Source organism: Catenulispora rubra (assembly GCF_015356825.1).
Taxonomy (GTDB): domain Bacteria; phylum Actinomycetota; class Actinomycetes; order Streptomycetales; family Catenulisporaceae; genus Catenulispora; species Catenulispora rubra.
This window is the reverse complement of sequence record NZ_JAACYW010000306.1, coordinates 1-13,462: the sequence shown is the minus strand read 5'-3', so window position 1 is coordinate 13,462 and position 13,462 is coordinate 1. Positions and strand designations below refer to the sequence as shown.

14 protein-coding genes are annotated in these 13,462 nt (G+C 70.3%); 2 read left to right on the top strand and 12 right to left on the bottom strand.

Annotated features, from left to right (window positions below):
• Positions 1–252 precede the first annotated feature (252 nt).
• The 10 genes from GWK61_RS45565 to GWK61_RS45520 form a co-directional block, all read right to left on the bottom strand.
• Entirely contained in the window at positions 253–807 is a 555-nt protein-coding gene (locus GWK61_RS45565; protein ID WP_228564029.1) for a hypothetical protein, read from the bottom strand.
• Between the two features lie 169 nt (positions 808–976).
• The gene (locus GWK61_RS45560) at positions 977–1,978 is read right to left on the bottom strand and encodes a lysophospholipid acyltransferase family protein (RefSeq protein WP_323748052.1); all 1,002 of its coding nucleotides are present in this window, start codon (positions 1,976–1,978) and stop codon (positions 977–979) included.
• A gap of 1 nt (position 1,979) precedes the next feature.
• Complete coding sequence (locus tag GWK61_RS45555; protein WP_194918945.1) at positions 1,980–2,966, bottom strand: NAD-dependent epimerase/dehydratase family protein; 987 nt, start codon at positions 2,964–2,966, stop codon at positions 1,980–1,982.
• A 27-nt stretch (positions 2,967–2,993) separates the two neighbouring features.
• Entirely contained in the window at positions 2,994–3,095 is a 102-nt protein-coding gene (locus tag GWK61_RS45550) for a 30S ribosomal protein bS22 (protein WP_015796886.1), read from the bottom strand.
• A 137-nt stretch (positions 3,096–3,232) separates the two neighbouring features.
• The gene (locus tag GWK61_RS45545) at positions 3,233–3,457 is read right to left on the bottom strand and encodes a helix-turn-helix domain-containing protein (protein ID WP_194918946.1); all 225 of its coding nucleotides are present in this window, start codon (positions 3,455–3,457) and stop codon (positions 3,233–3,235) included.
• Between the two features lie 256 nt (positions 3,458–3,713).
• Positions 3,714–4,538: a phosphatase gene (locus GWK61_RS45540; RefSeq protein WP_194918942.1), complete on the bottom strand. Its 825-nt coding sequence runs from the start codon at positions 4,536–4,538 to the stop codon at positions 3,714–3,716.
• Positions 4,539–4,606: 68 nt separating this feature from the next.
• Positions 4,607–5,791 (bottom strand): ABC transporter permease, encoded by a 1,185-nt coding sequence (locus GWK61_RS45535; RefSeq protein WP_194918940.1) that lies wholly within the window; start codon positions 5,789–5,791, stop codon positions 4,607–4,609.
• On the bottom strand, positions 5,788–6,510 hold the full coding sequence (locus tag GWK61_RS45530; RefSeq protein ID WP_194918938.1) for an ABC transporter ATP-binding protein: 723 nt from the start codon (positions 6,508–6,510) through the stop codon (positions 5,788–5,790). The genes GWK61_RS45535 and GWK61_RS45530 overlap by 4 nt, the downstream gene beginning before the upstream one ends.
• 2 nt (positions 6,511–6,512) lie before the next feature.
• Positions 6,513–7,796, bottom strand: coding sequence for an efflux RND transporter periplasmic adaptor subunit (locus tag GWK61_RS45525; protein ID WP_194918936.1), 1,284 nt, complete (start codon positions 7,794–7,796; stop codon positions 6,513–6,515).
• 104 nt (positions 7,797–7,900) lie between these two features.
• Positions 7,901–9,139, bottom strand: coding sequence for an MFS transporter (locus GWK61_RS45520; RefSeq protein ID WP_194918935.1), 1,239 nt, complete (start codon positions 9,137–9,139; stop codon positions 7,901–7,903).
• A 71-nt stretch (positions 9,140–9,210) separates the two neighbouring features.
• Here GWK61_RS45520 and GWK61_RS45515 point away from each other — a divergent pair, with 71 nt between their 5' ends.
• Both GWK61_RS45515 and GWK61_RS45510 read left to right on the top strand, forming a co-directional pair.
• Positions 9,211–9,462 (top strand): NfeD C-terminal domain-containing protein, encoded by a 252-nt coding sequence (locus GWK61_RS45515; RefSeq protein WP_438939819.1) that lies wholly within the window; start codon positions 9,211–9,213, stop codon positions 9,460–9,462.
• A 37-nt stretch (positions 9,463–9,499) separates the two neighbouring features.
• On the top strand, positions 9,500–10,642 hold the full coding sequence (locus tag GWK61_RS45510) for an SPFH domain-containing protein (RefSeq protein WP_194918930.1): 1,143 nt from the start codon (positions 9,500–9,502) through the stop codon (positions 10,640–10,642).
• Between the two features lie 106 nt (positions 10,643–10,748).
• Here GWK61_RS45510 and GWK61_RS45505 read toward each other — a convergent pair whose 3' ends face one another.
• Together GWK61_RS45505 and GWK61_RS45500 are read right to left on the bottom strand one after the other, a co-directional pair.
• Complete coding sequence (locus GWK61_RS45505) at positions 10,749–12,380, bottom strand: purple acid phosphatase family protein (protein ID WP_194918928.1); 1,632 nt, start codon at positions 12,378–12,380, stop codon at positions 10,749–10,751.
• 165 nt (positions 12,381–12,545) lie between these two features.
• Entirely contained in the window at positions 12,546–13,319 is a 774-nt protein-coding gene (locus GWK61_RS45500; RefSeq protein WP_194918925.1) for a CoA transferase, read from the bottom strand.
• Positions 13,320–13,462 lie beyond the last annotated feature (143 nt).

The window sequence follows — 13,462 nt, the reverse complement described above, 5'->3', positions numbered from 1 at the left end:
GCTCCCCCCGGACTCCCCCCTCCGCAGGCGCGACGCCGACTATCCTCGGCTTTTCCCTGAGGGGAAACCACGTCATCTGATAGGGACACGCGGCGGAAAGTGGTGTGGCTGTGCTCACACGGGAGAGCCGGAAACCCCGCAGACGACAGATTGGCGGGATAGCCGGAGAATGGCCATATTCCGCACCCGGCGAATGGCGCAGAAGGCTCTCTGAGAGAGCCTTCTGAAGAAGAACGCCATCCGTTTTCCGGATCAGCGGGTCACGAGTTCGCGAGCCTCGGTCTTGCTCTGCGTCCGGGTCCCGGTCCGGACCCCGCGGGACGACAGGATCAGGGCGCGGACGCCGATGGTCCCCAGGCGGACGACGACCTCGCCGAACGCCATCAGGATCAGGGCCGTGACCCAGGCCTGGCCGCTGGTGATGTGGTGGGCCGCGGAGAAGCTGCTCAGGTGCGCCTCACCGGAGGGGTGGGTGGACCACACCGCGAACCCGAGCCGGAAGCCCATGCTGGCCACCCACAGGGCCGCCGCACCGGCGGTGGCCTTGATGTGCACGCGGCCCTGGAGGGTCCGCACCCGGGTCAGCAGGCCGCCGAACAGTCCGAACACGACGCCCACACCGGTCATCAGGGCTATCAGCACCAGATCGTTCCCGGCGGTGGGGATGCCGTGCAGATAGTTCTCCGCCGCGAAGGTGATCATGGCGAGCGGCACGATGAACGTGGCCTTCGAGATCCGCTCCTCGCGCAGCTGGCGGAAGACGATGAGCACGAGGGCGATGTCGATGATCCAGTCGGTTGTCGTCATGGCTACGACTATCCGGGCCGGGGGCCTGTCGCCACGTCAACCCGGAGGTGGGACGCGGGTGGAAACCAGGTCTCCACCCCAGGGCGGAACGCCTTCGTGAGGAGCCTCCAGAAGAGCGCCGACCGCTCTAGAAGAACACCGCTCTAGAAGAACACCGATTTAGAAGAACTTAGAAGAACACAGACCGCCGCTGCAGAAGCAGCCGGTACAACGTGTCCTGGATCGTCTCGCGCACCTGGTCGGTCAAGTCGAAGACGAGCATCGGGTCGTCGGCCGCGCCGGGGTCGTAGCCGCTGGTGGGGATCGGCTCGCCGAAGGCGATGTGCCACTTCGTCGGCAGCGGGACCAGGCCGAGCGGGCCGAGCAGCGGGAAGGTCGGGGTGATCGGGAAGTACGGCAGCCCGATCAGGCGCGCCAGCGGCTTCAGGTCCGCGATCTTGGGATAGATCTCCTCGGCGCCGACGATGGAGACCGGGATGATCGGGACGCCGGTGCGCAGCGCGGCGGAGACGAAGCCGCCGCGGCCGAAGCGCTGGAGCCGGTAGCGCTGGGAGAAGGGCTTGCCGACACCCTTGAAGCCCTCGGGGAACACCGCGACCACCTCGCCGCCGCGCAGCAGGCGCTCGGCGTCGGGGTTGCAGGCCAGGGTGTGGCCCATTTTGCGGGACAGCTCGCCGACGAACGGCAGCGTGAAGACCAGGTCGGCGGCCAGCATGCGCAGGTGCCGGCCGGCCGGGTGGTGGTCCAGGAGCGCGACCTGCGTCATCAGCGCGTCCACCGGGACCGTGCCGGAGTGGTTGGCCACTATCAGGGCGCCGCCGTCGGCCGGGACGTTCTCGATGCCGGAGACCTCGACGCGGAAGTACTTGTCGTAGAGCGGGCGCAGGACGCCCATCAGGACGTTGTCGTTCAGGTCCGGGTCGAAGCCGAACTCGTCGACCTCGTACTCGCCGGTGATCCGGCGGCGCAGGAAGGCCAGGGCGCCGGCGGCCTTGTCCTCCCAGCCGCCGCGCGCGGCGGCCTGCGGGGCGCGCTCGGGCTCGTCCTCGGCTTCGCGCTCGTCTTCGGCCTCGGCCTTGGTCCCGTCCTTGGCTTCGGTCTCGGTCTGGTCCGTAGCCTTGGCCTCGTCCGCCGCTCGGGTCCCGTCCGCCACTCGGGGTTCGTCCGCCACCTCAGTACCCCTTCGTCCAGCCGGGCACGATCGGCTTGAGCCCGACCGCCTCGGCGTGCGCCCGCAGCGCCTCGGCCGCGGTGTGCCCCGGCTCCCAGCCCAGGCGGGCCCGCACCCGCGCGGTGTCCAGGACCCGGCCGTAGCGCACCAGGTCCACCTGGTCGGGCGTGAAGTCGACGATCCCGGCCCGGCGGATCAGGCCGCCGAAGAAGCCGGCGCCGAAGGACACCACCGGGAACGTCGGGCGGCCCAGGCGGCGGGTGATCTGGGACAGCGGCATGGCGCCGTCGCCGGCCACGTTGTAGGTGCCCGGGTGGCCGCCCAGCGTGGCCAGCACCAGGGCCCGCACCGCGTCGTCGATGTGCACGAACTGCAGGCGCGGGTCGTAGCCCAGCACCGTGGGCACCACGGGCAGGGTGAGGTAGTCCAGCAGCGGGGAGGCCACGCCGGGACCGGCGAACGGCGCGAAGCGCAACACGGACACCGCCACGTCGGGGCGGCGCCTGGCGAACCCGCGGACGTACCCCTCGGCCTCCGCCACGTCCTTGCCGTAGCCGGACGTCGGCGGCCGGTGCGGGGGTGTGTCCTCGGCGAACAGGGCCGGGTCCCGGGGCGCGCAGCCGTAGACCGCGCCGCTGGACTTGACGACCAGCCGCTTGAGCCCGGGCGCCTTGGAGGCGGCGGCCAGCAGTTGCATGGTCCCGATGACGTTGCGTTCCTTCATCGCCGCCCGGCCGCCGGCACTCGAGGGCCGGGGCTCCAGGCCCAGGTGGACCACGGTGTCGGGGTCAGTGTCCGCGATGAGGCGGGCGATCGCGGGAGAGCCGGAGGCGTCGGCCCCGTCGGCCCCGGCGACGAACCGGACGCGTCCGGTCTCCCGCAGGGCTTCGACGACGGACAGGCCCAACTGGCCGTCCGCACCGATCACGAGCACGCGGCGGCTGCCGGACGTCCTGCCGTCCGTCCGAGTCCGACCCGCACCGGTCATGCCGCGGCCAACCCCCCGACGCGCCGGCTACTTCTTCTTGTTACGACGCTGGATGCGCGTCTTCTTGAGCAGCTTGCGGTGCTTCTTCTTGGCCATACGCTTACGGCGCTTCTTGATGACTGAGCCCACTCGGGTGCCCTCGCTCACTTCTGACGGGATTCGCGACTGGCCAAGAGTACCTGGTCGTCCGGCCCCGCCACCAAACGCCCGTCGGCGCCGGGGTCCGGCGAGGCCGCGGCGAGCGGTCGGGGGAAGGTTTCGAGCGGCTAAAGGGTCTCCGCCACGTAGGCGTCGCGCAGGTACTCCTGCACGGCTTGTTCGGGGACCCGGAAGGAGCGGCCCACACGGACCGCCGGCAGTTCCCCGCTGTGTACCAGGCGGTACACGGTCATCTTGGACACCCGCATGACCTGGGCGACTTCGGCGACCGTGAGGAACTTGACCTCGGAGAGCCGCGCGGCGTCGCCGCCCGTGCGAGCGCTCCCGTGCATGTCGGATATCTCAGAAGCCATGTTATGAGGATAGGGGTGGATGATACATATGGGGAAGAGGATGCGGCATTCGTGTGATTTGCGGACTGTTACACCTGGGGTAGCCCGCTTACCCGCCGTGGCGCGCCGCACACGCGCCGCCCGGTTCGGGACTGGCGCGGCGGGCGCGCGCACAGCCTGAGCGCATCCCGAACACAGCCCGAGCACAGCCTGAACACAGCCTTGCTCAACACGCTGAGCCGGCGATACCGCAGCCCTACGCCCCGTACCAGCCCGTGGCGCCGGCGAGCCCGGCCCGGGCGAGTACGTACCGTGACATCGGCGTGTAGTGCCGCGGTGCGATCCCGTCGTCCAGCGGCACCGCCACCTGCACCACGCCCTCGGCCTCCCCGACGAACAGCGCCGGGTCGTTGGAGTCGGCGAACCCGATCGCGTCGATCCCGGCCTGCCCCGCGCCGCCGCACCACCCGTGGTCGGCGACCACCAGGTCCGGCAGCGGCTCGCCGTCCCCGGCCAGCGAGGCCAGCGCGGCCCGGATGGGACGCGCGGAGTGCGTGTGCACCAGGGAACCGCCCTCTGCGGTCACCCCCACCCCGCCGAAGTAGGCGATGGACCTGCGCTTGCGCCCGACCTGCGCCGAGGCCTGATACGACCATCCGGCGCCGGCCTCCGTCACCTCGCACCCGGCCTCGCGCAGCCCGGCGGCGAACGCCAGGTGCACGGCCAGCAGGGTGCTGGGATGCCCGGTGGCGAGCAGGACGCGCTGGCGCAGCTCGCGGGCCTGTCCGAGCCGGTCGGCGAACCGGTCCAGGGCGTCCAGGGTGAGATCGACGTCGATGTGGTCCTGCCCGGACCGGTACTTCGGGTCCGCCGACACCCCGGCGCGGTCGGCCATCAGCTTCACGACGTCGCCCTGCGTCCACACCCGCTCCGGCTCAAGCCCGAACAGGTGATAGGGATCCCGCTCCGCGAACATCGCGTACTTCCGGAGGTTGTCCTCCCGCGGAGTGGCCACGGCGCCCGCGATGCGGTGCGTCAGGAGGTGGTCGCGGAGTTCGTCGCGAGTGGGAGCGGCGGTCATGAGGAGAAGGTAACCCGCGTAGACATACCAGCGCTGCTCCTTGTGCCTACATCACATGTACCCGACACCTATTCGGTCCGCAGAGCCACCACTGGATCCAGCTTTCCGGCCCGTCGAGCGGGCATCACGCCGAAGAACACCCCGACGGCGGCCGAGACCCCGAACGCGAGCACGATCGACCACCATGCGAGAACCGCGGGCAGCGGTGTGAAGGACGACAGGATGAAGGAGGCGCCGACCCCCAATCCGATCCCGATGACACCGCCGATGCTCGTCAGCATCACAGCTTCTAAGAGGAACTGCGCGAGGATGTCCCGCTGCCGAGCGCCGAGCGCCTTGCGCAGCCCGATCTCCTTGGTCCGCTCGCGCACCGAGACCAGCATGATGTTGGACACCCCGACCCCGCCGACCAGCAGCGAGATGCCGGCGATCGCGGCCAGCACCAGGGTGAGCAGCGAAAGGATCTTGCCGATGGTGCCCAGGATCTGGGTCTGGGACACCGCCGTGAACTCGTCGCCCCGGTACTTCTGTTTCAGCGCGGCGACCATCTTGGCGCCGGTGGCGTCCACGTCGCCGGGGCTCTGGGCCCTGGTGGCGAAGCCGGAGATGGTCTGCATGCCGAACAGCCGCTGCGCGGCGGTGACCGGGATGTGCACCTCGGTGTCCGGGCTCAGGCCGAAGGCGCCGCCCTTGGCCTGGAACAGCCCGATCACCCGGAACTCGACACCGCCCATGTCCACCTGCCGGCCGATCGGGTCGGCGCCGGGGAACAGCGCGTTCGCGACGTCCGGGCCCAGGACGATCACCCGGCGCGCGGAGGCGATGTCGGCCTTGGAGACGTAGCGGCCCTCGGCGACCGGCCGGTCGAAGACGTCGACGACGTTCGCCGTGGTCCCCTGCACCGTCGCGTAGAACGTCTTGGTCCCGGCGCGCAGGTTCTCGGCCGAGGCCAGGGAGACGGCGACGGCGTCGGGCCGGCCGAGCACCCGGTTCAGGTAGTCGGCGTCGGAGAGCTGGAGCCGGGAGATGGCCGGGGTGGTGCCGAGCTGGAACTTGCCGGGCGCGACGAACACGATGTTCGAGCCCAGACCCTCGACCTCGGAGGTGACCAGCTGTTTGGCGCCGCCGCCGATGGCGACCAGGACCACCACCGCGGCCACGCCGATCACCACGCCGAGCATGGTCAGCAGGGAGCGCAGGCGGTTCGCGCGCAGCGCGTCGAAGGCGACGCGGAAGGATTCGCTGACTCTCACAGGAGCTCCGGTGCTTCCTCTATGAGGCCGTCCCGCACGCGGATGATCCGCCGGGCGCGCGCCGCGATGTCGGCCTCGTGGGTCACCAGGACGACGGCGACTCCGCGGTCCTTGTTGAGCCGTTCGAGGATCGCCATCACCTCGTCGCCGTTGACGGTGTCGAGGTTCCCTGTGGGTTCGTCTGCTAGAAGTACCGCGGGCTCCCCTACGAGCGCCCGCGCTATAGCGACGCGCTGCTGTTCTCCGCCGGACATCTGGGTCGGCTTGTGTCCCATGCGGTGCCCGAGGTTCACCGCATCTAGCGCCTCTGCGGCACGCCTTCTGCGTTCGGCTCTGCGTACTCCCCTATAGACGAGCGGCAGGGCGACGTTCTCCAGAGCTGTAGTACGCGCGAGGAGTTGGAAGGACTGGAAGACGAACCCGATCGTCTGGTTCCTGAGTTCGGCCAGCTCGCTGTCGTCCAGGGAACCGACGTCGCGTCCCCGGACCAGGAGCGTGCCCGAGGTTGGCCGGTCCAGGCAGCCGAGCAGGTGCATCAGCGTGGACTTCCCGGACCCGGACGGCCCGATGATGGCCGCGTAGTCGCCCTCTTCGATGGTCAGGGAGACACCGCGCAGAGCGTCCACGGAAACGCCCTCCATGCGGTACGAGCGGGTGACCGCGACCGCTTCTATCTGTGCTTTCGGAGAATCCTGTGCTTTCGGTGTTTCAGCGGCCATCGTTAGAGCTTCTGCCCGTCGTGGACCTTGTCGGCTCCCGAGGTCACGATCTGGTCCCCGGCGTTCAGGCCTCCCGAGACCTCCACGGTGGTGTCGCCCTGTGCGCCGAGCCGGACCACGTGCCGGTGCGCGACCCCCGAGGTCACCAGCCACACGGTGTCCTGGTTGCCGTCGTGCACGATCGCCGCCGAGGGCACCGCGAGGACGTGCGGTCTGTTCGCCACGTTGAGGTCGGCGACGGCGCTCATCCCGGGACGCGGGACCGGGGCCGCGGAGCCGTCGCCGAGCGTGCCGGCGCCGAGGGAGAGCCGGACCCGGTAGGTGACGCCGCCCCGGCTGGAGGCCTGGCCCTGGCTGTCTATGGAGATGACGGTCGCCGGGTAGTCGGCGTCGGGGACGGCGTCCAGCTGCACGTCCGCGGTGACGCCCGGAGAGACCTGGAGGATGGAGGTCTCGTCGACCTGGGCCGTCACGGTCAGCGTCGAGGAGTCGGTGATGACGAGCAGCGGCGCTCCGGAATCCACAGGGGAGCCCTGCGAGATCACCGTGTCGGCCCCTGAGCCGGTGCCTCCGCTGCCCCCGGACGCGGCCGACCCGAGACTGCCCCCTGCGGCGCCGGCCAACGAACCCAGGCTCCCGCCGAGTTGGGACAACAGTGAGGAGACATCCACTCCTGAAGCGGTTGCCCCGCCTACTCCGCTGCGCAGGGAGACGTCCCCGGATATAGAGGCCTTAATAGTGAGGGAGTCCACTGTCTTCTGCGCTATAGCGACTGCGGCCTGTGTCTGCGTCCGTTGCGCATCGCTGAGCGACCCGAGGACGTCCGACGCAGAGGCGAGTCCGTTGTTGAAGTTCGCAATGGTGGTCCGCACGTCCGAGGACGCTGTGGCGTACTGCGTGCGCGCGCTGGTGATCTGCGACAAGATCGACGCTTTGATCGACGGATCCGCGATCTGGTTGGCGGTGGCCTGGGCTGCGTCGAAAGCCTTCTGGGCGTTCGCGTCGGCTTGGGACTCCGACTGGGAGAAGTCCAGGACGCTGGTGCCGCCTGAGGAGTTCTTGCCTTGCGAGGCGGCCTGCGCGTCCGCCGCCTTCGCCGCGGCCAGCTGCGCCTGAGCGTCTGGCGAGTCGATGCGCAGGAGGGTCTGGCCGGCCTTGACGTGCTGGCCGTCGGAGACCATCAGCTGCGCGATGGAGCCGGCGGCCGTGGCGTTCACCGTGATCTGCGACTTCGGCGTCACGCTCGCCGGCGCCTCGACGACCTGCGTGACTTGCCCGTACGCCACCGGCGCCTTGGAGATCCCGGAGGGACCGCCACTACTGCAGGCGCTCAATCCGGCGACGAGTAGAGAACTGAGAACTAACCCCGCTATTACCGTGCCGCGTTTGGTCACGTCCCCAATGTAGGTACCGTTTCCGCGCCGCCCACGGCCGGGGTCTGGAGTGTGCCGTCGTGCACGGGAGCGCGCCTCGGGTCGAAGGCGTAGGCGAGCAGGACGATGATGGCGATCATCACCATCGGGACGGCCATGCCCTCCCGGTGGCTGACGCCAGCGCCCCACAGGCCGGTCACCAGTGGCGCGCCGAGCAGGAAGCCCAGGTAGTTGAAGACGTTGATGCGCGCGACCGCGACGCCGGACCCGGTCGGGTCGTTGGCGTAGGCGGCGGTGAACGCCACCGGGACCAGCGGGGACAGGCCGAAGCCGGCGATGAGGAATCCGGCGAGCGCCATGTACGGGCCCGAAGCGCCTACCACGATCGCGAATCCGGCCGCGCACACCACCGCCCCGGCGCGCACCACCTTCACACTGCCGAAGCGCTGGACCGCCAGGTCGCCGCGGAACCGGCCGAGGACCTGGCCCACGGTGTAGGCGCCGACCACGAGGCCGCCGAAGGTGTCGGAGGACTTCAGGCCCTTGGTGAGGTAGTCGCTGCCGGCGGCGGTGACGCTGGACTCGCCGATGTAGGCCAGGGTCATGACCACGCAGAGCAGGATCATCGGGCGCCAGGGGATGTGTGGCAGCTTGCCGTCGGCGTCCTTGACGATGGTCTCGTCGCGCAGGTTCTTCAGCAGCATCGGGCCGGCGTAGAGGGTCGCGGCGACGCCGACGACGGCGGCGACCAGGTAGGTCAGGCTCAGGTGCCAGCCCGCGGCCGAGCCCAGGGCGCCCCAGGCGGAGCCGACGATGGCCCCGGCGGCCCAGACGCCGAAGAACGCCAGGATGATCGACCGGCCGTAGCGCCGCTCCAGCCCGCAGGCCTGCATGTTCATCGTGGCGTCGGCGGCGCCGACGGCCAGGCCGAAGAGCATCAGGATCGGCATCGCCTGGTAGAGGTTCCTCGTATGCGGGACTATCACCAATACGCCGATCACCGTCGGCTCGGCGATCCGCAGGACGGCGGCCGAGGTGGTCCAGCGCATCGCCAGGCCCGCCAGCACAGAGCCGACCCCGGCCAGGATCGGGACCAGGGCGAGCAGGATGGACAGCGTGCCGTCGGAGACGTGCAGCTGCTTCTGGATGACCGACACCTTCGAGGTGAGCAGCGAGAACGCGAAGCCCTGCACCCCGAAGAAGACGAAGGTCGCTACTCGGTTCCGGGTCAGGACGCCCGGTTCTCCCTGCGGCATGAGCGCAGCGTAGGCGACGTGATCTTCGATGGGAAGGGGTTGCGTGGTCCAGGTCCGGGCACGGGTGTAACGTGCGGAAAGTGCCAGACGACGCGGTGATCGGATGCGTGGGTGTGTTGCACGTCGGTACGCGCGGCCAACGGGGGCCCGGCGAGGCGGTGGTGAAGGTGCGAGGCGGCAGCGAGGCGTTCCTGGCCTGGTCGGAGGAGCCGTTGGCGAAGGGCACCCGGATCCTGGTCGTGGAGTCCCGCGGGGCGCGCGCGGTCGACGTGATCGCCTTCCCGGACGCCGAGGATCCGCTGGACGAACTGGACAGGCTGTGAACATCCATCTCAGCTCACGGGAAGAAGGCTGACCACCATGTTCGGCTACAGAGTGCCCGCCCCTGACCAGGCGATGCTCATCTCCGGCGGCCGCCGGGGGCAGGGCGGCGCCCCGTTCCGGGTCGTCACCGGCCACGGCAAGTTCATCCTCCCGGTGTTCCGCAAGACCCGGTTCCTGACGCTGTCCATGCAGGAGGCGGAGGTCTCCGAGACCTGCGTGACCAAGCAGGGCATCGCCCTGACCGTCACCGCGGTCATCGCCTTCAAGGTCGGCAACGACACCGAGAGCATCGTCAACGCCGGCCAGCGCTTCCTGTCCGACCAGAACCAGATGTCGACCCTGACCGCCCGCATCTTCGCCGGCCACCTGCGCTCCATCATCGGCTCGATGACGGTCGAGGAGATCGTCACCGAGCGCCAGAAGCTGGCCGAGGAGGTCCTGGACACCTCCAAGTCGGAGATGGCCAAGATCGGCCTGACCGTCGACTCCCTGCAGATCATGTCGATCGACGACATGAAGACCGGCTACATCGACGCCATGGCCGCCCCGCACAAGGCCGCCATCCAGCGCCAGGCGCAGATCGCCCAGGCCCAGGCCACCCAGGCCTCGGTCGAGGCCCAGCAGGAGGCCGAGCGCAACAAGGCGGAGTACGCCCGCCACACGGCGATCGTGCAGGCCCAGTACAAGGCCGAGGTCGACCAGGCCCAGGCGGTGGCGGCCCAGGCCGGCCCGCTGTCCCAGGCCAAGGCCCAGCAGGAGGTGCTGATGGCCCAGACCGAGCTGGCCCAGCGCAACGCCGAACTCCGCCAGCAGCAGTTGGTCGCCGAAGTGGTCAAGCCGGCCGAGGCCGAAGCGGAGCGGGTCCGCATCACCGCCGCCGCCGAAGCCGAGCGCATGCGCGTCCAGGCCGAAGCCGCCGCCAGCTACGACCGCGTGGCGCTGGACCGCATGATCATCGACCAGCTCCCGCTGATCGTCGAGAAGGCCGCCGGCGGCCTGAACGGCGCGAACATCAACGTCCTGAACGGCGCCGACGGCCTGTCGGAGATCGCCGCCGGCCTGGTCGGCCAGGGCCTGGCGATCCTGGACTCGGTGAAGAAGGGCCTCAGCGAGGAGACGGGCAAGGAGGCGGCCAAGCCGCAGGTGATCGAGCGCGTGCAGATCGAGAACGGGAAGTAGGCGGCCAAGCCGACCGCGAAGCCCCCAAGTCAGTAGCCTGAGGTGTTCGGGCTACGGCTTGGGGGGCTTCATGGGATCGTGAGTTAGCGCCGCCTCAGGCACTCGCTCAGCCGTCGCTCCGCTTCCGGCTCAACGTGAACGTCTCCAGCGGCGCGATCTTCCCGTCCGGCTGCCCGACCACGTAGTACGTCACGTGGATCCGCGTCTCGCCGCCCGGGCAGGTGCCCGGGTCCACGTCGAACGCGGCGAAGCCGTAGGGGTGCTGCTCGTCGCGGACGCCGATCCAGGGTGCGTCCTCGAAGACGTAGGTCGGGGTCTTCTTGCCGTTCGCGCCCACGGCTCCGACGCCCATCAGGACCTTCGCCTTGCTGCCCGCGAAGAACTTCTGGTTGCTGGGGCTGGAGGTGCCGCCGCCGCCGAGGACCATGTGGACGGTGCCCTTGGACGTGTCGATGTGGCTGGTGTCCGTCGCGACCGGGTTGGGGGTCAGGGTCTGGCTGCCGGAGACGACGCCGCGGACCGGGTGGGAGCGCTCGTAGTCGTGCTCGTGGCCGCAGACGACGAGGTCGACCTCGTACTTGTCGAACAGGGGGCCCCACTGCTCGCGGATGCCGATGTCGGCGCCGTTGGCGTCGGAGCTGGAGATCATCACCTGGTGCATGCAGACCACGATCCAGTCGATGCCGTGGTTGCGGCGCGCGGCCTTCAGCGTGCGCTCCAGCCAGGCGCGCTGGCGGCCGGCGCTGTAGCCGCTGACGTAGGAGTCGCCGCCGTCCTGGAGCGCCACGTCGTCGTTCTGCAGGACCACGAAGCGGACCGCGCCGACGGTGAAGGCGTACCAGAGGCCTGCGAACTCCGCGTCCTCGCCGTTGGGCGGGAGGGCGAAGCGGGTCTGGAAGGACGAGAAGCCCAGCGGGCCGTTGCCCTTCTCGTTCTCGTGGTTGCCGGCGGCGGGCATCCAGGGGCGGAAGCGGGCCGAGCGGGTGTTGTTCTGGAAGAACGAGTCCCAGGTGCGCAGGCGGTCCGGGTTGATGTTGGCGTAGCACAGGTCGCCGTTGAGCAGGTGGAACAGCGGCGCCACCTGCTCGACGCCGGCCACGATGTCGGACGCCGCCGGGGTGGCGAGGGTCGCCGTGGCCGAGCTGAAGCCGCCGCCGGTGGCCGGGGCCCAGGTCGTGCCCGGGGTGGCCTGGTCGCCGAAGCTGGTGAAGGTGAAGGGCTTGCGGCCGGAGGGCGCGGTGCGGAATGCGGCCGAGTCCGGCAGGACGCCGTCGTGCAGGGCGCTGTAGATGTAGGTCGAGTCCGGACGCAGACCGCTGATGTGCGCGTGGTGCACGTACACCTCGCGGCCGGAGGCGCCGTCGGTGTAGGTGCGGGTCTCGGCCTGGACGGTGTCGCCGTGGCCGCCGTCGAGGGTGCCGAAGCGCACGCGCGGACGGCGCACCGACGCCGTGGTGGCCCACGACGCGTACATCTCGCGCGCCGGGTCCGCGCCGAAGGTCAGGTGCAGCCCGTCGACCGGCGGGGCGCCGAGCGCGCCGGGGGTCGTGAGCAGGAGCGGCGAGGCGGCCTGGGCCGGCGCCGACGAAGCCGGGGCGGACGGTGCGGGAGCCGGGGCGGACGGGGCCTGCGCGGCCGCGGCCGGCGAGGCTACCAGCGGCGTGGCGGCGAGCGCGACGCCGGCGGTGCCGGCGGCGAGCAGAGCGGTACGACGGTCGACGGGCATCCGATCGGTCATGCCGGGGACGCTAGCCAGAGGCCTGACCCCGCTGGGTGAACACGCGGTGAGCGACGGACGAAGTTTCGAAACGGGGCCGGGCTGCCGGCCAGCTACAGACCGGCTACAGACCAGCCGCCGACGTGTCACAGATCAGCCGCCGATCAGCCGCCGACCCGTCGCCGATCACTCGTGCGGCGGCGGCCCCGACCAGCCGAGCGTCGCACCCGCCACGCTGCCGGGAAAACGCACCCGCGTCAGGACGCCGGCCGCACTCGGCGCGCGCAGCAGAAGGTCGTCGACGTCGGACAACGTCGGGTCGGCGACCGCCAGTCCGACGGCCGGATCGAGGCGACCGAGCGCATCCAGCGCGCGCCCCACACCGGCCAGGCTCACATCGACCGCCAACCCGCCGCCCCGCCGCAGCGCCTCGATCGCCCCGGCGGCCGCGAGCCAGCCGGCGCCGTGGTCCAACACCTGCGCGGGCAGCGGCACGGGACGCTCGGAACCCGCCGCGCGCATCCCTTCCTCCGCGATCCCGACCGCCATCTGCACCAGCGAGTCGAAGCCACGCCGACCGCCCCACGGACCCTCGGATCCGTAGGCGGAGATGGAGACATAGACCAGGTTCGGCTTGACGGCAGCCAGGTCGGCGGGTCCGAGCCCCAGCGCCTCCAGCGCGCCGGGCCGATAGGACTGCAGCACGATGTCGGCCTCGCGGACGAGGTCCAGGAACGCCGCCCGGCCCGCCTCGCTGCGCAGGTCGAGGAACCGCAACGCCTTGCCGACGTTCAGATCCAGGTCGAGGCCGCGGATGGTGGGCAGCAGGGGCGAACGGACCATGGTGACGTTGGCGCCGTAGCCGGCCAGAACGCGCCCGGCGTTGGGACCGGCGATGATCCGGGTCAGGTCGAGGACGCGGATGCCGGAGAGCGGCCGGGCCGCCGAGCCAGCACTCAAACCGGCAACCAAACCACCAACCGACTCGCCAACCGAACCAGCGCGCGAATCAATGCCCGAACTAGCAGCCGAACCAGCAGGCGACTCGCCAACGGTCCCGGTCCCAGAGCCAGCCCCACCCCCGAACCGCCCGACCTCAGCAC

What these genes read in the sequence shown, in the direction of transcription:
- GWK61_RS45510 (WP_194918930.1), top strand. Translation starts at nt 9,500, where the DNA reads ATGTTCGGCTACAGAGTGCCCGCCCCTGACCAGGCGATGCTCATCTCC.
- GWK61_RS45520 (WP_194918935.1), bottom strand. Translation starts at nt 9,139, where the DNA reads ATGCCGCAGGGAGAACCGGGCGTCCTGACCCGGAACCGAGTAGCGACC.
- GWK61_RS45505 (WP_194918928.1), bottom strand. Translation starts at nt 12,380, where the DNA reads ATGACCGATCGGATGCCCGTCGACCGTCGTACCGCTCTGCTCGCCGCC.
- GWK61_RS45540 (WP_194918942.1), bottom strand. Translation starts at nt 4,538, where the DNA reads ATGACCGCCGCTCCCACTCGCGACGAACTCCGCGACCACCTCCTGACG.
- GWK61_RS45545 (WP_194918946.1), bottom strand. Translation starts at nt 3,457, where the DNA reads ATGCACGGGAGCGCTCGCACGGGCGGCGACGCCGCGCGGCTCTCCGAG.
- GWK61_RS45530 (WP_194918938.1), bottom strand. Translation starts at nt 6,510, where the DNA reads ATGGCCGCTGAAACACCGAAAGCACAGGATTCTCCGAAAGCACAGATA.
- GWK61_RS45565 (WP_228564029.1), bottom strand. Translation starts at nt 807, where the DNA reads ATGACGACAACCGACTGGATCATCGACATCGCCCTCGTGCTCATCGTC.
- GWK61_RS45555 (WP_194918945.1), bottom strand. Translation starts at nt 2,966, where the DNA reads ATGACCGGTGCGGGTCGGACTCGGACGGACGGCAGGACGTCCGGCAGC.